Origin of the sequence: Escherichia sp. E14S1 (assembly GCF_004211995.1) — a bacterium.
Lineage (GTDB): Bacteria > Pseudomonadota > Gammaproteobacteria > Enterobacterales > Enterobacteriaceae > Escherichia.
Window position 1 is genome coordinate 111,898 of sequence record NZ_RHJQ01000004.1, and the last position, 17,222, is coordinate 129,119.

Below are 17,222 nucleotides of genomic sequence, written 5' to 3' on the forward strand. Positions count from 1 at the left end.
TCCGGCACCGGCTCAATTCTGCAAAACCGATGACACCAGCAATTGGGTATACGGGTGATGCGGGTCGTCGAGCACGCGGTCGGTTAACCCACTCTCCACCACTTGCCCCTGTTTCATCACCAGCAAACGGTCCGCCAGCAGGCGGGCGACGCCTAAATCGTGGGTAACAATTACCACTGCCAGATTCAGCTCCACCACCAGGCCGCGCAGCAGGTCGAGCAGGCGTGCCTGCACTGACACATCCAGCCCGCCGGTTGGCTCGTCCATAAACACCAGCTTCGGATGCGTCACCAGGTTGCGGGCGATCTGCAAACGTTGCTGCATGCCGCCGGAAAAGGTGGTCGGCAGGTCGTCGATCCGGTTGGCGGGAATTTCCACCTCTTCCAGCCACTTCTGCGCGGTGGCGCGAATGTCGCCGTAATGACGCGCCCCGGTCGCCATCAGCCGCTCGCCGATATTGCCGCCCGCCGAGACCTGGCGGCGCAGGCCGTCGAGCGGATGCTGATGCACCACGCCCCATTCGGTGCGCAGCAGGCGGCGGCGGTCGGCTTCGCTCATGCCATAGAGGGAACGGTTCTCGTAGTAAATCTCCCCCTGTTGCGGCGTCAGGCGGGCGGAGATTGATTTCAGCAGCGTGGTCTTCCCGGAGCCGGATTCCCCGACAATGCCCAGCACTTCCCCCGGCCATAAATCAAAAGAGACATCGCTGAAGCCTTTGCCCGGCGCGTAAAGATGAGTCAGGTTATTGACCGAAAGTAACGGTTGATTCATTGGCTTTTCGCCTCGCTCTGTTGGCGGCAATAATCGGTATCGGAGCAGACAAACATGCGGTTTCCGGCGTCATCCAGCACCACTTCATCAAGATAGCTGTGGGTCGATCCGCAGATGGCGCATGGCTCATCCCACTGCTGGACGGTGAACGGGTGATCGTCGAAATCGAGGCTTTCCACGCGGGTAAACGGCGGCACCGCATAGATGCGCTTTTCGCGCCCCGCGCCGAACAGTTGCAGGGCGGGCATCATGTCCATTTTTGGGTTATCGAATTTCGGGATCGGCGACGGGTCCATCACGTAGCGTCCGTTCACTTTCACCGGATAGGCATAGGTGGTGGCGATATGACCGAAGCGGGCGATATCTTCATACAGCTTCACCTGCATCACGCCGTACTCCTCCAGCGCGTGCATGGTGCGGGTCTCCGTTTCGCGCGGCTCGATAAAGCGCAGCGGTTCCGGGATCGGCACCTGGAAAATAATGATCTGATCTTCGGTCAGCGGCGTTTCGGGGATGCGATGGCGCGTCTGGATAAGCGTCGCATCGTCCGTGCGCTCGGTGGTGTTTACCCCGGTCACGCGCTTAAAGAAGTTGCGGATCGACACGGCGTTGGTGGTGTCGTCTGCGCCCTGGTCAATCACCTTCAACACGTCGCTTTCGCCAATCACGCTGGCGGTGAGCTGAATGCCGCCGGTTCCCCAGCCGTACGGCATCGGCATTTCGCGCCCGCCAAACGGCACCTGATAACCGGGGATCGCCACCGCTTTTAAGATGGCGCGGCGGATCATGCGTTTGGTCTGCTCGTCGAGGTACGCAAAGTTGTAGCCGCTCAGATTAGCCATGGTTCTGCTCCTGTTGCAGACGTTTGAGTAGCTCCAGTTCGGCCTGGAAATCGACGTAGTGCGGAAGTTTGAGGTGCGAGACAAAGCCTGCGGCTTCGACGTTATCGGCATGCGCCAGCACGAACTCTTCATCCTGCGCCGGGCCTGTCGCGTGCTCGCCGTATTCCGGGGCTTGCAGAGCGCGGTCAACCAGCGCCATTGCCATCGCTTTGCGCTCGCTCATGCCGAACACCAGCCCATAGCCGCGTGTAAAATGCGGCGGCTCATCCGGCGGGTCGATAAAACCGTTGACCATTTCACACTCAGTCATCAGCAGTTCGCCGACGTTCACCGCAAATCCCAGCTCTTCCGGCACAATCGACACGTCGATATAGCCGCTGCGGATTTCGCCTGCGAACGGGTGATTGCGCCCGTAACCGCGCTGGGTGGAGTAGGCCAGCGCCAGCAAATAGCCTTCGTCGCCGCGCATTAACTGCTGCAAACGGGAAGAACGCGAGCAGGGGTAAACCGGCGGCGTGCGGGTGATGTCGTCCGGCTGTGCGCCGCTATCTTCTTCAAACTTCGCCAGCCCCTGACGCGCCAGCAGGCTGAAAACGTGCGGCGACGGTTGTTGTTCGCTGTCGGCGGTGGTTAGCGTCGGCGCTTCACCGTTTGCCAGCAGAGTGAAATCGAGCAGGCGATGGGTGTAGTCGTAGGTTGGGCCAAGCAGCTGGCCGCCGGGAATGTCTTTATAAACCGCCGAAATACGCCGTTCGAGGCGTATCTCGGTGGTGTCGAGCGGCTCGCTTACCGCCAGCTTTGCCAGCGTCGTACGGTAGGCGCGCAGCAGGAAAATCGCTTCAACGTTATCGCCGCTGGCCTGTTTCAGCGCCAGCGCCGCCAGTTCGCGGTCGGCAATGCCGCCTTCGGTCATCACGCGATCCACCGCAAGGTTAAGCTGCTGTTCAATCTGGGCGACGCTCAGTTCAGGCAAATCGGTATTGCCCCGGCGTCGGCTTTCTTGCAGGGCGTGGGCGGCGTCGATCGCCTTTTCGCCCCCTTTCACGGCAACGTACATCAGCACACCTCCACATGAGTGGTTCGCGGAATAGCCAGCAGGCGCTCGCCGCAGGTCAGGATCAGGTCGATGCCGAGCGGGAACGGGTGCGGGCGCTCGGTGAGTTCGTGCAGAATGCACTCCGGCAGCTGCGGGGCAATCATCCGTTCTTCGGCAATGCCCGCGCCGGTGAGACGCAACATGCGCCCGCCGCTCAGGCTGGCGACCTGTAAAATCAGCGTCGCGCCCGCTTCTGGTGCAACGGCGGTGCCGGTGGAAAGGGCGTTGAGCTGTTCGCTGGAAATCGCCTCATCCGTCACCGCAAAGGTCGCCTGTTCCGGCTGATTGACCAGCGGCGCGTTGGTATGAAAACGCAGGCTCTGGCTGACGATATCGTTACTTAATGGCTGGGAAAGCCACACCGGCGTGTCGTTATCGGCCAGCGTCAGCAGCACGCTGGTGGTGGCGATATTCAGCGGTTGCCAGCCGCGTTTGAGCTGATGCAGGGCGACAATCACGCCCGGCTCGCTCATGGCCTTTAACAGGCGACGAAAACTGTGCTGGGCATCCTGCACAGGAAGAATAAAAGCGGTTTCCAGGGTCATGCGTTGTCTCCGCGAACCATCGTAAAGAAGTCGACCCGGCTGGCGTTCACTTCGGCCTGGCGTGCGGCAATGCGTGCCATACGGTCAGCGTCCAGCGGGGCAATAAGGGTTTCTGATAAGTTTTGAAAGTGGCGAGATTGCTGCATCAGCGCGTCAATCAGCGCGCAGCGTTCGGCATGCTGTTTATCACGCCCCAGCACCCAGCTGTAGCCGAGCGTGCCGTCAGTCAGGCGCACGGCGGCGCGGGTCAGCGTGGCGTCGCCGGCAAAAAAACGTTCGCCGGTGCCGCCCATCCGCGCCTGAATCTGCACCAGGCCGGTTTCGGCGGCGCGGATAACGTCATAGTCGGCGGTGATGTTCAGCGCGTTCAGGCGGGCTGCCAGTTCAGCCGGTTGGCTGTGCGCCAGTACGGACATCCAGTGCTGGCGGGTCGCGGTATCTGCGTGCATTCAGTGCTCCATAGTGAATTCAATCATGTCGGCGCGCGTCAGGCTGACGGAGTACTCCGCCGGGCTGCTTTCACCGTCACGGTGGTTAAGGGTGCGCACGCACAGCAGCGGCGACATATTCGGGATTTCAAGACGCTGGCACTCTTTGGCCTGGGCGCGGCGGGCGCTGATCCGCGTCTGGCTGCGGCGCAGCGCAATCCCCGTTTGCTCGCGCAGAAAATCGTGCAGCGAGCCGCTGTCGAAGCGTTGCAGCGTCGGCCAGAGCGTGAGGTCCGCAAAGTAGTGGTCGATTAAACAGAGCGCGACGCCGTTGACCCGACGCAGGGTGCGCAGGTGGATGACGTTCTCCCCCTCGGTTATCCCCAGCGCATCAGCGACGTGACCGGAGGCGGGGCGCAGCACCGACAGCAGTTTTTCGCTGGTGGGGTGGCTGCCCTGGTCCAGCAGGTTCTGGCTAAAACGCGCCTGGGCGTTGAGCGGGTAATCGAACGGGCGCATCAGCACCAGCACGCCGACGCCCTGACGGCGCTGTACCCAGCCTTTCTCCACCAGTTGGTCGATGGCGCGGCGCAAGGTGTGGCGGTTCACCTCAAAGCGTGCCGCCAGTTGATGCTCCGCGGGGAGATAGTCACCGCAGCGGTAGTGTTGACGAAGCTCCTGCTCAAGTTTTGCGGCTATCTCCTGATAGCGTGTCGGGTAGCTGGTCGGATGTGTAGACAAGTGCATAGATATCAATGCCTCGCTAATCAGATAAAGTGCTTACGCAACCGTTGAGAGAGGAAATCCAGCAGGCTGACCGTGACGATAATCAGCACCATCAGGGCGCAGGTTTGCTGGAACTGGAAACCGCGAATCGCTTCCCACAGCGTGACGCCGATCCCGCCCGCGCCGACCATGCCGACGACGGTCGCCGAGCGGACGTTGGATTCGAAGCGATAGAGGGAGTAGGAAATCAGCAGTGGCATCACCTGTGGCAGTACGCCGTAGAGGATCTCTTCGAGCTTGTTGGCGCCAGTGGCGCGAATGCCTTCCACCGGGCCGGGTTCAATCGCTTCCACTGCTTCGGAAAGCAGTTTGGAGAGCACGCCGGTGGTGTGGATAAACAGCGCCAGCACGCCAGCGAACGGACCGAGGCCGACGGCGACCACGAACAGCATGGCGAAGACCATTTCGTTAATGGCGCGGCAGGCGTCCATCAGGCGGCGCGTGGGCTGGTAAACCCACCAGGGCACCAGATTTTCGGCGCTCATCAGACCGAAGGGAATGGAGAGAATGATGGCCAGCGCAGTTCCCCAGACGGCGATTTGCAGCGTGACGGCCATTTCGGTGAGGTAATCCTGCCACTGGCTGAAATCGGGCGGGAAGAAGTCGGCGGCGAAAGTCGCCATGTTGCCGCCATCTTTAATCAGCGTGAGCGGGGCCATTTCCGCGCCCTGCCACGAGACGGCCAGCACGGCGAGAACAACGGCCCAGCTCAGAAGCGAGAACCAGCTGCGCTTGGGTGGGGCGATGGTGATGGTTTGCATGTTTGGCTCCGGTTTGTAGGCCAGATAAGGTGCTTGCACCGCATCCGGCATCAACGTCTGCACATTGTCGGATGCGACGCTGGGGCGTCTTATCCGACTTACGATTTACTGCACCGCTTTACTCACCGAACTCATCGCGCTTAACGCGTTGTTCAGGCGGTCCAGGTCATCCAGCTGTGCCTGAATCTCGGTGGTTTTTGCCAGCTTGTCCTGCTCATTCAACCCTTTATTGCCTTTTACGCCCTGCATCTCTTTAAACAGCGCGAGCTGGCGAATGGGTACCAGTTGCAGGTCGCTGGAGGCGCGGAACGGCGCCCAGCCCAGACGCTCCAGCACCGCTTTCTCTTCCGGCGTTTTGCCGTAGTTCATAAAGAAGTCGTAGATCTTGTCTTTGGTGGTTTCGGACAGATTTTTGCGCCAGACGATCGGATCGCCTGGGATCAGTGGCGACTTCCAGATCACTTTCAGTTCTTTCAGCTTCTCTGGTGCGGAGGTTTTCAGCTTATCGAGGTTTTCAGTGTTGTTGGTGGCGACATCCACCTGTTTGTTGGCGACGGCGAGGGCGTTGGTTTCATGCCCGGCGTTGACCGTGCGCTTAAAGTCGCTGACGGAGATATTGTTTTTGGCAAAGACGTAGTAACCGGGGACGAGGAAGCCAGAGGTGGAGTTAGGATCGCCATTGCCGAAGGTGAGATCTTTCCGCTTTGCCAACAGATCGTTCAGGTTGTTGATCGGGCTGTCTTTGTTGACGATCAATACGCTCCAGTAACCCGGCGATCCATCCGCCGCAACCGTCTGGGCGAAGACCTGGCCGTTGGCGCGATCCACCGCTTCCATCGCCGACAGGTTGCCGTACCAGGCGATATCCACTTTGTTGAAGCGCATTCCCTGGATAATGCCCGCGTAGTCCGGGGCAAAGAAGGCGTTGACCTTCACGCCCAGCTTCTTCTCCATATCCTGTAAGAATGGCGTCCATTGCGGTTTCAGGTTTTGCTGTGATTCCGTTGAAATAATGCCGAAATTCAGCGCCTTTTCCTGCTCTTCGGCGTGTGCCGGGCTTAACAGGGTGCTGAGGCTGAACATGCTGGTGAAGGCCAGCGAGGCAATTATCTTAGCGTTCATTCGTTTTCCTCAATGATGGGGATGTCAGGCAGCTTTCGCGTTCTCTTCGATGCGATTAATGCTGCGGTAGAGATGGTCAAAACGTTCGTTATCAAACTGTTGGCTGCTGCCGTCGTAGAAGACGTGCCCCTGGCGTAGCGCGACGATGCGTTCGCAGTAGCGCAGGGCGTAATCCACCTGATGCAGCGTGACGACCACGGTGATGCCGTCGTTCTGGTTGATGTCGCGCAGGGTGTCCATCACGATGCGCGCTGATTCCGGGTCCAGCGAGGCGATCGGTTCGTCCGCCAGAATCACCTTCGCCTGCTGCATCAGCGCGCGGGCAATCGCCACGCGCTGTTGCTGACCGCCGGAGAGGGTGGAAACGCGCTGATGAGCAAAGTGCACCATGCCAACGCGGGTCAGCGTCTGTAACGCGCGCTGTTTCTGCTCACCGGTGAACCAGCTAAAACAGGTGCGCCAGAACGGCGTGCTGCCGAGCGCGCCAATCAGCACGTTCTCCAGTACGCTCAGGCGATTCACCAGGTTGAATTGTTGGAAGATGTAGCCGGTATGGGCGCGGCTTTTGCGGATATCGCGCGCCAGACGGCCTTCGCGCTGGACAGTGCGGCCCAGCAGCTCGATATGGCTACCGACAGATTTATCGCCGGTAATCAAACCGCTTAAGTGACGTAAAAGGGTGGATTTGCCGGAACCCGACGGCCCAAGCAGAGCCACCATTTCACCATGATGAATGTTCAGATCAACCGCGTGCAGCGCCTGATGCTGATTGAAGGTTTTGGCGAGCTTCTCGACACGGATAATCGTTTGCATGATGCAGCCTCCCTAAAAAAGTGGCTCCATCGTGGCGGATTATTGTGACGATTTGGTTAATTAAAAGTGACTAACAGATGAAGAGTTAACGGGAATTCGATGACAGTGCGGGAGGGCGGGCCTCCCGGCGGGTTATTGCGTTGGTTGTTGTTTGACGACATTAATCATCCACGGTACGCCAAATTTATCAGTGACTTTGCCGAAGCCATGCGCCCAGAAGGTTTCCTGCCAGTCCATTTCGATTTTTCCGTTAGCTGCAAGGTTATCAAACCAGCGTTTTCCTTCTTCGACCTGTTGCGAATCGAGCACCAGCGTAAAGCCGGAGTAGCTGGCTTTTCCTGACGGCATGGCATCGCTCATCATGATATCGCTTCCGGCAATACGCACGTTAGCATGGGCGATGGCGGTATCGGGAAATTGCAACCCGGAAGGGCAGCCTTCGGCGCTGTCCTGCGCTGATTTCGGCATTTCGCCGAAGCTGATTTTATAGAGCAGTTCCGCGCCCAATGTGCGTTGATAATAAGCAATTGCGTCGGCACAGTTACCGGCAAAAGAGAGGTAGGGACTTAACGGCATGATGGTGACCTCAGTTAAGAGAAGCCAGTTAAGTGTAGTTCGAAATTTGTACAGATGAGAGGCGGCCTGATAAGACGCGCGAGCGTCGCATCAGGCAGTCGCACTGTTGCCGGATGCGGCGTGAACGCCTTATCCGGCCTACGGATGGTGCGGGTGTGCGGGAATTTGTAGGCCTGATAAGACGCGCGAGCGTCGCATCAGGCATCTGGCACCGTTGCCGGATGCGGCGCGAGCGCCTTATCCGGCCTACCGATCATGTGCCAACATTACATTGAGCAATACAATCAGTTCTTTTTCACGAACTCAGATTTCAGTTTCATCGGACCAAAACCGTCGATTTTGCAATCGATGTTATGGTCGCCTTCAACCAGGCGGATGTTTTTCACTTTGGTGCCGATCTTCAGCATCGAAGAGCTACCTTTCACCTTCAGATCTTTAATGATGGTAACGCTGTCGCCGTCAGCCAGCAGGTTGCCGTTAGCATCTTTAACGATCAGCTCGTCACTTTCCTGCGCAGGTTCTGCGTCGTTCCATTCGTAGGCGCATTCCGGGCAGATGTACATGCCGTTATCTTCGTAAGTGTATTCGGAGTTGCATTTTGGGCAGTGTGGTAATGACATGGGGTTTTCCTCAAAAGTCAGCGGGGCAAAAGCGCCAAAAAACGGCAGATTGCCGAAAAAGGCCGCAATTATACACAAAATCCCTGAGTTTGTCGGGGGTACTGCTGATTTTAGACGACGATCGTTTTCATTTGAAAGAGAAGGCAAAAAGAAAATAATCTTTTTGCCTCAGTTTATTATTTGAGATAAGGTTAACTTTATTCTTGTTCTTTTTTTTATTTAATTGTTTTTTATCTTTCTGACTTTTAAACGTGTCGGAAGAGACGTCGTCATTCTAATAAAAACAACAAATTAAATATAAATTATTTCCCGCAGTAATTATAAAAGCCGAAAACAGAACTAAAAAACGAACTGGCTAAATAAAAGTAATAAAATTTGCTTTAAGGAAGAACTTTCCATGTGCACACAGACAATATATGAGTTAAGTCAGGAGGCGGAACGTCTGTTACTGCTTTCCCGACAACAGTTGCAGTTACTGGAAAAAATGCCTCTCGCTGTACCTGGAGAAGTGGCGCCGCCTCTGACTTTACCCTGGAGTCAGCATAATATCGTCGAGCGCCACGCGATGCTGAATAATGAGCTGCGTAAAATTTCCCGTCTGGAAATGGTGCTGGCGATTGTCGGCACAATGAAAGCAGGGAAATCAACCACCATTAATGCCATTGTTGGCACTGAAGTTCTTCCTAATCGCAATCGCCCTATGACTGCGCTGCCAACGCTTATTCGCCATACACCGGGGCAAAAAGAACCCGTGCTGCATTTTTCACATGTCGCGCCAATTGACCGTTTAATCCAACAATTACAACAACGCCTGCGTGATTACGATATTAAGCATCTGACCGATCTGCTGGAAATAGATAAAGATATGCGTGCACTTATGCAGCGGATCGAAAATGGCGTCGCTTTCGAAAAATATTACCTGGGCGCCCAGCCTATTTTTCATTGTCTGAAAAGTTTGAATGATTTGGTGCGCATGGCGAAAGCGCTGGACGTTGATTTTCCTTTTTCTGCTTACGCCGCCATTGAACATATTCCGGTGATTGAAGTGGAGTTCGTCCATCTGGCGGGGCTGGAAAGTTATCCGGGGCAGTTAACATTACTGGATACTCCCGGGCCAAACGAAGCCGGACAACCACATCTGCAACAAATGCTTAATGAGCAGCTGGCGCGCGCTTCTGCGGTGCTGGCGGTGATGGATTATACGCAACTGAAATCGATCTCCGATGAAGAGGTGCGCGCGGCGGTTATGGCCGTCGGCAAGTCAGTACCGCTGTATGTATTGGTCAATAAATTCGATCAGCAGGATCGTAACAGCGACGATGCCGAACAGGTGCGGGCGCTGATTTCCGGGACGTTGATGAAAGGCTGTGTTACGCCAGGGCAGATATTTCCGGTATCGTCGATGTGGGGCTATCTGGCGAATCGGGCGCGCCATGAGTTAGCCAGCAGCGGCAGATTGCCCGATCCTCAACAGCAACGCTGGGTGGAGGATTTTGCTCATGCGGCGCTCGGCAGGCGCTGGTGTAACGCGGATCTGGAGGATATCGACCATATTCGCCATGCAGTTGAGCAATTGTGGGAAGACTCGTTATTTGAACAGCCGGTGCAGGCGTTGCTTCATGCCGCGTATGCCAACGCGTCGTTGTACGCTCTGCGTTCTGCCTCGCATAAATTGTTGAATTACGCCCAGCAGGCGCGGGAGTACCTTGATTTTCGCGCCCACGGCCTGACTGTCGCCTGCGAGCTATTGCGGCAAAATATCCACCAACTCGAAGAAAATTTGCAGCTATTGCAACTCAATCAGACGCAGGTGAGCGGTGAGATTCAACATGAAATAGAGCTGGCCCTGACATCAGCCAACGACTTTTTGCGTCAGCAGCAAGATCAGATGAATGCCCAGTTAGCCGTGCTGTTTCAACATGATTCGTGGCCATTAAGCGAGATTCGTACTCGCTGCGAGACACTGTTACAGACGGCACAGACCCAAATCAGCCGGGATTTCACGCTGCGTTTTGCTGAACTGGAATCAACCCTTTGCCGGGTACTAACCGATGTTATTCGTCCCATTGAACAACAGGTTAAAGTAGCATTGAGTGAGTCTGGGTTTCGCCCTGGATTTGAGTTTCCTGTTTTTCGCAGCGTGGTTCCCCACTTCAATACTCGCCAGCTATTCAGCGATGCAATATCACTCCAGGAAATACCGGATGAGCAAGTCACCCGTTTAGGTGTTGTACGTGAGACTTTCTCGCGCTGGTTGAATCAACCAGACTGGGGACGGAGTAGTGATAAATCCCCGACGAAGATCGTTGATTACAGTGTGCTACAACGTACGTTAACCGAAGAAATTGACCTCTATTGCCAACAAATGGCTAAAGTTTTAGCGGTTCAGGTCGATGATTCTGTCACGGCAGGAATGAGCACATTTTTCGCTGATTTCGCTGTATGTTTGACGGAATTACACACGCGTTTACGCGAAAGTCTGGCTTTGCGACAGCAAAATGAATCCGTGGTGAAAATTATGCAGCAGCAATTGCAGCAGACTGCAACAACGCACGGCTGGATTTATACGGACTCTCAGTTGTTACGCGATGATATTCAAACTCTTTTCACGGCAGAACAGTATTGACAAAGACGTTACTGGACGGCCCCGGTCGTGTGCTGGAGTCGATTCATCCCCGCTTTTTAGTGGATCTGGCGCTGGGCGATGATACCCGCCATCCGCAAGCCCATCAGCAGCAGTTTCGTGAACGACTGATGCAGGAGATCCTTGCTCGCACACAGCTTCAGACGTGGGCGAATGCCGGAATGTTAAATGCGCCGCTTAGTCTACGCCTGGCATTGGTGGAAAAACTGGCGGCAATGCTTGACCCCGGTCATCTGGCGTTGACACAGATCGCACAATATCTGGCGTTACTGCAAAAAAGGGATCTCCGCCCACAATCCGCTTTCCCGGAACTCCAGCAGCAAATTACCGCTTTATATGAGTGGTTTTCAGCCCGTTGTCACTGTAAGGAAAAAGCCTTAACGCAACGAGGGTTGCTGGTGCAGGCGGGCGAACAGAGCGAGCAAATTTTTACTCGCTGGCGTGCCGGTGCGTATGACAGTTGGTCGCTGCCTGGACGTGGTTTCATCGTTCTGGAAGAACTGCGTTGGGGGGCGTTTGGCGATGCCTGCCGTCTGGGAAGTCCGCAAGCGGCAGCGTTGTTGCTTGATGATTTGCGCGTGAAAGCGACGCAATATCTGGCTGAAAGTATCAACGCGGCACCGACTACTCGTCATTATTACCACCAATGGTTCACATCACCCACAGCTCTAAGCGGTGGGGAGCATGCTGATTTTTTAGGTTGGTTGGGTAAGTGGTCCGATGCAGATAAACAGCCCGTTTGCTGGTCGGTGACCCAACGTTGGCAAACTGTCGCGGTAGGGATGCCACGGCTCTGTTCAGCACAACGTCTGGTGGAGGCCATGGTCGAGGAAATCTTCTCTGTAAATTGCGTGTAAATAATTGGTTACATTGATGGGTGTTTAACGAAATCCATGTGTGAAGTTGATCACAAATTTAAACGCTGGTAGGGTAAAAAGGTCATTAACTGCCCAATTCAGGCGTCAACTGGTTTGGTTGTACAATTCTTAATCGGAACGTGTAAGTAAACCCGCTACGCTTGTTACAGAGATTGCACCCTGCAATTCCCGCTTCCCTTTTGCGGGCGCCATGTTATTTGCCTGACGTGTGCGGAAATGGGCTTACTCTGCGAGGAAAGCTATGCTGAAAAGGAAAAAAGTAAAACCGATTACCCTTCGTGACGTCACTATTATTGATGACGGTAAACTGCGCAAAGCCATTACCGCAGCATCGCTGGGTAATGCAATGGAATGGTTCGATTTTGGTGTTTATGGTTTTGTTGCCTACGCATTAGGTAAGGTCTTTTTCCCGGGGGCTGACCCCAGCGTGCAGATGGTTGCTGCACTTGCCACCTTCTCCGTTCCCTTTCTGATTCGACCGCTTGGCGGGCTCTTCTTCGGTATGCTGGGCGATAAATATGGTCGCCAGAAGATCCTTGCGATCACCATTGTGATTATGTCGATCAGTACGTTCTGTATTGGCTTAATACCGTCCTACGCCTCTATTGGTATTTGGGCACCGATTCTGTTGTTGATCTGTAAGATGGCGCAAGGATTCTCGGTAGGGGGCGAATATACCGGGGCGTCGATATTTGTTGCGGAATACTCCCCTGACCGTAAACGCGGCTTTATGGGCAGTTGGCTGGATTTCGGTTCTATTGCCGGGTTTGTGCTGGGTGCGGGCGTGGTGGTGTTAATTTCGACCATCGTCGGTGAAGAAAACTTCCTCGACTGGGGCTGGCGTATTCCGTTCTTTATCGCTCTGCCTCTAGGGATTATCGGGCTTTACTTGCGCCATGCGCTGGAAGAGACGCCAGCTTTCCAGCAACATGTTGAGAAACTGGAGCAGGGCGACCGGGAAGGTTTGCAGGATGGTCCGAAAGTCTCGTTTAAAGAGATTGCCACCAAACACTGGCGCAGTTTGTTGACGTGTATTGGCCTGGTGATTGCCACCAACGTCACTTACTACATGCTGCTGACCTATATGCCGAGTTATTTGTCGCATAACCTGCACTACTCCGAAGACCACGGAGTGCTGATTATTATCGCCATTATGATTGGTATGCTGTTTGTGCAACCGGTGATGGGGCTGCTTAGTGACCGTTTTGGCCGTCGTCCGTTTGTGATCCTCGGCAGTGTTGCGCTGTTTGCGCTGGCGATCCCGGCGTTCATCCTGATTAACAGTAATATCATCGGCCTGATTTTCGCCGGGTTGTTGATGCTGGCAGTGATCCTTAACTGCTTTACGGGTGTTATGGCCTCAACGCTGCCAGCGATGTTCCCGACGCATATCCGTTACAGTGCACTGGCGGCGGCATTTAATATTTCGGTGCTGATTGCTGGTCTGACGCCAACACTGGCGGCCTGGCTGGTCGAAAGCTCGCAGAATCTGATGATGCCTGCCTATTACCTGATGGTCGTGGCGGTGGTTGGTTTAATCACCGGCGTAACCATGAAAGAGACGGCGAATCAGCCATTGAAAGGTGCGACGCCAGCGGCGTCAGATTTACAGGAAGCGAAGGAAATTCTTGTTGAGCATTACGATAATATTGAGCAAAAAATCGAGGATATTGACCACGAGATTGCCGATTTGCAGGCGAAACGTTCTCGCCTGGTGCAGCAACATCCGCGTATTGATGAGTAATCTGAAATGGATGGCCTGATGCGACGCTGTCTTATCAGGCCTACAACCGAACTCTTAAGGTTCACTTAATCTCTGGCGCGCATACTCTCCTCCAGGTTAACGGAGGAGAGTGCAATGAAAAACCGTATTTATGAACGTTTAACTACCGTGTTCAGCGTGCTGGTAGTCAGCAGCTTTCTCTATATCTGGTTTGCCACGTACTGATCTTTCTTCAGCCGTACCCAGGCACGCGTGCCGGAGGTTTCTTCCCGGTTTTGCAGGAAAAACTGCCCGTGATGCAACTGCGTGATGCGGCTGACAATACTTAATCCCAGACCAATTCCGCCATAACGGCTGTCCATTCGTACAAACGCTTTGCTTAACTCCCCGCATTTACTCTCATCAATACCTGGCCCTTCATCTTCAACCGCCATTACCGCACCGCCATCTTCTTGCAGCTTAATCATAATGTTGCTGCCTTGTGGGCTGTAACGATGGGCGTTTTCTACCAGGTTTCGCAATAACATCCGCAGCAGGGTTGCATCACCCTGAACGGTGATGTCGGCGGCGCTTTCTGGCAACAGCAAGGTTTGCTGACGCTGATCGAGCATGGTACTTAACTCGTCATACGAGGGCAGAATCACATCTTCCAGCAGTTTTACATGCTGATAATTACCGGATGAAAATGACTGACCCGCACGCGCCAGTTGTAACAACTGGGAGACGCTCTCCATCATCTGATCAAGCCGCGCCACTAACGGCGCTACATCAATGTGATGCGTTTTCGCCAGCAACTCCAGATGCAAACGTACCCCCGCCAGCGGCGTTCGCAGTTCGTGAGCGACGTCAGCGGTAAACAAGCGTTCGTTATCCAGCGTGCTGGTCAGGCGAGATACCAGATCGTTCAAAGCCGAAACCACCGATTCTATTTCGAGGGTGGCACTGTGAATGGCAATGGGCGTTAAGTTGTCGGCGGTGCGCGCTTCCAGCTCTTTTTGCAACTCCGCCAGCGGACGGGTGATGCGCCGTACCGCTTGATAGCAGATAAATAGCGTCAGGCTGACCATAAACACGCCGGGGACAATCAGGCTGGCGACCGCCTCGCGGATCTCACGCATGATGTGGCGGTCGTTGTTGCGATTGTCGCGTAACGCCTGCTCAAATAGCTGAATCTGCTCGGTACTTTCATGCCATAGCCAGAAGACGCTGATCAGCTCAAACACCAGCAAAATGGCCCCGATGGTCAATATTAGCCGCTGGCGTAGCGATATTGGACGACGCAGAAAACGCATCAGATTCAATTAGTTCTCCTCATTTAAGACCAGCATATAGCCAAAACCGCGTACGGTACGGATGCGCGACTTACCCACTTTATCGCGCAGGTTGTGGATATGCACTTCCAGGGTGTTAGTCGAGGGTTCGTTGTCCCAGTTATAGATGTCGTTGTAGAGAATTTCCCGATGCACGGGGCTGCCTGCCTTGAGCATCAACCGTGACAGCAGAGCATATTCTTTCGGCGTCAGAATCAGTTCTTCACCGCCCATCCATACCTGACGGCGACCCATATTCAGCGTCAGGTTGCCAACAATCAACTCGCTTTCGCCCTGATTATTATGGCGTCGCAGCAGGGCGCGAATGCGGGCGTGCAACTCTTCCAGCGCAAAAGGCTTCACCAGATAGTCGTCGGCCCCGACATCCAGCCCGGCGATTTTGTCGGTCAGAGTGTCGCGGGCGGTGAGGATCAGCACCGGCAGGGTGTATTTTTTCTGCCGGATACGGGCGAGAAAATGCAGCCCGTCTTCGTCAGGTAAACCTAAATCCAGCACCACCAGACTGTAATGACCAGCTTCCAGGCTTTGTTCCGCCATCCGTGCGGTTGTGACGCCATCACAGGCGTAGCCTTCCGTTTGCGCCGCCAGAATCAATCCCTGCAATAACAGTGTATCGTCTTCAACAATTAGAATTTTCATTCAGTCGTTCTCCTGCAAGTTTGCAGAATATCATCCGCAGCCTGGTAATACTTCGTCTCAACACCGGTTAATCCCAACAGCGTTGAGAATAAATTGTCTTGTGAATAGTGCTGCGTTTGCGCCTGTTTTTGCAGGCAATTCTGGTCAACCTGATACCGCTTTTGATAATCCTCCGACAGCCACAGCAGCATTGGCACCTGTTTTTGGCTATCCGGGGCGATGGCATAAGGCAGGCCGTGCAGATAGATGCCATTTTCACCTAACGATTCACCGTGATCAGAAAGATAAACCAGGCTGGTGGTAAATTTATCCTGATGTTCTTTCAGCAGATTAATCGCTTTATCAACAATATAGTCGACGTAGACCAGCGTGTTGTCGTAAGTGTTCACCAGTTGTTCTTTCGTGCAGGTTTGGATCTCGTTGGTGTCGCAAGTAGGGGTAAATTTCCTGAACTGCGGCGGATAACGGTTGTAATAGGTCGGGCCGTGGCTGCCGATGGTGTGTAATACAATCACGCCATCTCCCTGCAGGTTATTGATGTACTCTTCCAGCCCGTGGAACAGCACTTCGTCATAGCATTCGCCGTTGATGCACTGACCAGGCAAGTTCAGCGCAGTGACGTTCTGGTGAGGCACGCGGTCGCAGACGCCTTTGCAGCCGCCATCGTTGTCATTCCAAAGCACGTTGATACCCGCCCGCTGAATGATATCCAGCACGCCTTCCTGGTGTTGTGCCAGCTCTTCTTTGTAATGCTCGCGCGGCATATCCGAGAACATGCACGGTACAGAAACAGCCGTTGCTGTGCCGCAAGACGCAGTATTTGGGAAATAGACCACGTTATCTTTCGCCAGCCGCGGGTTAGTTTCACGCGGGTAGCCGTTGAGCGAGAAGTTTTCCGCCCGTGAAGTTTCACCGACGATCAAAATGGTCAGGTTTTTCCGATCTCCATTTTGCATTAACGGGTTGCGGCGAGCATCCTCACCAATGCGTACCAGCGGCAGATTCGCCAGTCGTTGATGAGAATACCATGACCAGCTGGCAACAATGCTGTTAGACGGGCTTAAGGATTTCACCAGCTCTTTGTTGTTGCGAAACAGCGAGGCGTAGTCTTTATAAAATAGTGCGGCGACCAGCACAATCAGCAGTATAGAAATCAGGATGCTGGCTCCGCGGAAAAGAACACTGCGCAGGCGCGAGGTGGCAGGTTTGATTTTTATCCAGCAGGCAATCAGCGCGGCAAGTACGCCGCTTAACCCTAGCGTTAATAACATCCGCGGCGTCATCAACGCATAACTTTCCGCCGCTGTGGTATCCATAATATTGGCAATCATTGAACGGTCGATGACGATGCCATAAGTCATGATGAAATATTGCGCTGATGCGCCGACAAGAATAAACAGACATGCCAGCGGGCGATTAAGCCATAAGAAAGAGCTTAGTGTCAGGACAATATTAATCACGCTGAAGGCGACGACCGGCATCGACAAGAAAACCAGCACGTTATGCAGTGAATCCAGCGGTAACGCCTGTAATACCTGTTTAAAAAAGGCAATATTCAGGCAGATAGAGATATAAAAAGAGGCCAGCAATAGCCAGGCGAGTAAATTCAAAGAGGGTCTTTTTAGAAGGCGCTTCAACATCACGGTG

The 17,222-nt window shown here is 54.3% G+C and carries 18 protein-coding genes; 4 read left to right on the plus strand and 14 right to left on the minus strand.

Translation table 11 applies throughout. The features are described 5' to 3' along the window. Window positions 1-12: 12 nt before the first annotated feature. The 11 genes from phnK to D9734_RS05265 all read right to left on the minus strand — a co-directional run bounded on the left by phnK (window position 13) and on the right by D9734_RS05265 (window position 8,360). A complete protein-coding gene (gene phnK, locus D9734_RS05215; RefSeq protein WP_097750848.1) occupies window positions 13-771 on the minus strand; it encodes a phosphonate C-P lyase system protein PhnK in 759 nt (252 codons plus the stop codon). After that, window positions 768-1,613: an alpha-D-ribose 1-methylphosphonate 5-phosphate C-P-lyase PhnJ gene (phnJ, locus tag D9734_RS05220; protein WP_000002284.1), complete on the minus strand. Its 846-nt coding sequence runs from the start codon at window positions 1,611-1,613 to the stop codon at window positions 768-770. The genes phnK and phnJ overlap by 4 nt, the downstream gene beginning before the upstream one ends. Then, window positions 1,606-2,670, minus strand: coding sequence for an alpha-D-ribose 1-methylphosphonate 5-triphosphate synthase subunit PhnI (gene phnI / locus D9734_RS05225; protein WP_130205885.1), 1,065 nt, complete (start codon window positions 2,668-2,670; stop codon window positions 1,606-1,608). The genes phnJ and phnI overlap by 8 nt, the downstream gene beginning before the upstream one ends. Beyond that, the gene (phnH, locus tag D9734_RS05230; protein WP_130205887.1) at window positions 2,670-3,254 is read right to left on the minus strand and encodes a phosphonate C-P lyase system protein PhnH; all 585 of its coding nucleotides are present in this window, start codon (window positions 3,252-3,254) and stop codon (window positions 2,670-2,672) included. Before phnH ends, phnI begins: the two co-directional genes overlap by 1 nt. Then, entirely contained in the window at window positions 3,251-3,703 is a 453-nt protein-coding gene (phnG, locus tag D9734_RS05235) for a phosphonate C-P lyase system protein PhnG (RefSeq protein ID WP_130205889.1), read from the minus strand. The genes phnH and phnG overlap by 4 nt, the downstream gene beginning before the upstream one ends. Then, the gene (phnF, locus tag D9734_RS05240; protein ID WP_130206096.1) at window positions 3,704-4,429 is read right to left on the minus strand and encodes a phosphonate metabolism transcriptional regulator PhnF; all 726 of its coding nucleotides are present in this window, start codon (window positions 4,427-4,429) and stop codon (window positions 3,704-3,706) included. Between the two features lie 20 nt (window positions 4,430-4,449). Continuing rightward, on the minus strand, window positions 4,450-5,229 hold the full coding sequence (gene phnE, locus D9734_RS05245) for a phosphonate ABC transporter, permease protein PhnE (RefSeq protein ID WP_130205891.1): 780 nt from the start codon (window positions 5,227-5,229) through the stop codon (window positions 4,450-4,452). Between the two features lie 105 nt (window positions 5,230-5,334). Then, window positions 5,335-6,351, minus strand: coding sequence for a phosphonate ABC transporter substrate-binding protein (phnD, locus tag D9734_RS05250; protein WP_130205893.1), 1,017 nt, complete (start codon window positions 6,349-6,351; stop codon window positions 5,335-5,337). A gap of 24 nt (window positions 6,352-6,375) precedes the next feature. Next, window positions 6,376-7,164, minus strand: a complete 789-nt coding sequence (gene phnC, locus D9734_RS05255) for a phosphonate ABC transporter ATP-binding protein (protein ID WP_130205895.1) — start codon at window positions 7,162-7,164, stop codon at window positions 6,376-6,378. 132 nt (window positions 7,165-7,296) lie between these two features. Next, a complete protein-coding gene (yjdN, locus tag D9734_RS05260) occupies window positions 7,297-7,740 on the minus strand; it encodes a VOC family metalloprotein YjdN (protein WP_130205897.1) in 444 nt (147 codons plus the stop codon). Between the two features lie 284 nt (window positions 7,741-8,024). Continuing rightward, window positions 8,025-8,360 (minus strand): zinc ribbon domain-containing protein YjdM, encoded by a 336-nt coding sequence (locus D9734_RS05265; RefSeq protein ID WP_001300891.1) that lies wholly within the window; start codon window positions 8,358-8,360, stop codon window positions 8,025-8,027. A gap of 397 nt (window positions 8,361-8,757) precedes the next feature. Here D9734_RS05265 and crfC point away from each other — a divergent pair, with 397 nt between their 5' ends. The 4 genes from crfC (at window position 8,758) to pmrR (ending at window position 13,830) form a co-directional block, all read left to right on the plus strand. Further along, window positions 8,758-10,986 carry a clamp-binding protein CrfC gene (gene crfC / locus D9734_RS05275; RefSeq protein WP_130205901.1) on the plus strand — a complete coding sequence of 743 codons (2,229 nt, stop codon included), beginning with the start codon at window positions 8,758-8,760 and terminating at the stop codon, window positions 10,984-10,986. Beyond that, window positions 10,983-11,861 (plus strand): diguanylate cyclase regulator RdcB family protein, encoded by an 879-nt coding sequence (locus D9734_RS05280; protein WP_130205903.1) that lies wholly within the window; start codon window positions 10,983-10,985, stop codon window positions 11,859-11,861. The genes crfC and D9734_RS05280 overlap by 4 nt, the downstream gene beginning before the upstream one ends. Before the next feature lie 262 nt (window positions 11,862-12,123). Beyond that, window positions 12,124-13,626, plus strand: coding sequence for a glycine betaine/L-proline transporter ProP (gene proP, locus D9734_RS05285; protein ID WP_130205905.1), 1,503 nt, complete (start codon window positions 12,124-12,126; stop codon window positions 13,624-13,626). A 114-nt stretch (window positions 13,627-13,740) separates the two neighbouring features. Continuing rightward, window positions 13,741-13,830, plus strand: a complete 90-nt coding sequence (gene pmrR, locus D9734_RS05290; protein WP_074399408.1) for an LpxT activity modulator PmrR — start codon at window positions 13,741-13,743, stop codon at window positions 13,828-13,830. Here the strand turns inward: pmrR and pmrB are convergent. From pmrB to eptA, 3 genes are read right to left on the minus strand one after another with little or no spacing between them, the layout of a single operon-like run. After that, complete coding sequence (pmrB, locus tag D9734_RS05295) at window positions 13,806-14,906, minus strand: two-component system sensor histidine kinase PmrB (protein WP_165383162.1); 1,101 nt, start codon at window positions 14,904-14,906, stop codon at window positions 13,806-13,808. The two genes, pmrR and pmrB, sit on opposite strands and share 25 nt — an antisense overlap. Beyond that, entirely contained in the window at window positions 14,907-15,575 is a 669-nt protein-coding gene (gene basR, locus D9734_RS05300; RefSeq protein WP_130205907.1) for a two-component system response regulator BasR, read from the minus strand. After that, window positions 15,572-17,215 carry a phosphoethanolamine transferase EptA gene (gene eptA / locus D9734_RS05305; protein WP_130205909.1) on the minus strand — a complete coding sequence of 548 codons (1,644 nt, stop codon included), beginning with the start codon at window positions 17,213-17,215 and terminating at the stop codon, window positions 15,572-15,574. Before eptA ends, basR begins: the two co-directional genes overlap by 4 nt. Between the last annotated feature and the right edge of the window lie 7 nt (window positions 17,216-17,222).

Bases quoted from the DNA above. Each gene is read 5' to 3' on its own strand.
- phnK (WP_097750848.1), bottom strand. From the start codon at position 771: ATGAATCAACCGTTACTTTCGGTCAATAACCTGACTCATCTTTACGCG.
- phnJ (WP_000002284.1), bottom strand. From the start codon at position 1,613: ATGGCTAATCTGAGCGGCTACAACTTTGCGTACCTCGACGAGCAGACC.
- phnI (WP_130205885.1), bottom strand. From the start codon at position 2,670: ATGTACGTTGCCGTGAAAGGGGGCGAAAAGGCGATCGACGCCGCCCAC.
- phnH (WP_130205887.1), bottom strand. From the start codon at position 3,254: ATGACCCTGGAAACCGCTTTTATTCTTCCTGTGCAGGATGCCCAGCAC.
- phnG (WP_130205889.1), bottom strand. From the start codon at position 3,703: ATGCACGCAGATACCGCGACCCGCCAGCACTGGATGTCCGTACTGGCG.
- phnF (WP_130206096.1), bottom strand. From the start codon at position 4,429: ATGCACTTGTCTACACATCCGACCAGCTACCCGACACGCTATCAGGAG.
- phnE (WP_130205891.1), bottom strand. From the start codon at position 5,229: ATGCAAACCATCACCATCGCCCCACCCAAGCGCAGCTGGTTCTCGCTT.
- phnD (WP_130205893.1), bottom strand. From the start codon at position 6,351: ATGAACGCTAAGATAATTGCCTCGCTGGCCTTCACCAGCATGTTCAGC.
- phnC (WP_130205895.1), bottom strand. From the start codon at position 7,164: ATGCAAACGATTATCCGTGTCGAGAAGCTCGCCAAAACCTTCAATCAG.
- yjdN (WP_130205897.1), bottom strand. From the start codon at position 7,740: ATGCCGTTAAGTCCCTACCTCTCTTTTGCCGGTAACTGTGCCGACGCA.
- D9734_RS05265 (WP_001300891.1), bottom strand. From the start codon at position 8,360: ATGTCATTACCACACTGCCCAAAATGCAACTCCGAATACACTTACGAA.
- crfC (WP_130205901.1), top strand. From the start codon at position 8,758: ATGTGCACACAGACAATATATGAGTTAAGTCAGGAGGCGGAACGTCTG.
- proP (WP_130205905.1), top strand. From the start codon at position 12,124: ATGCTGAAAAGGAAAAAAGTAAAACCGATTACCCTTCGTGACGTCACT.
- pmrR (WP_074399408.1), top strand. From the start codon at position 13,741: ATGAAAAACCGTATTTATGAACGTTTAACTACCGTGTTCAGCGTGCTG.
- basR (WP_130205907.1), bottom strand. From the start codon at position 15,575: ATGAAAATTCTAATTGTTGAAGACGATACACTGTTATTGCAGGGATTG.
- eptA (WP_130205909.1), bottom strand. From the start codon at position 17,215: ATGTTGAAGCGCCTTCTAAAAAGACCCTCTTTGAATTTACTCGCCTGG.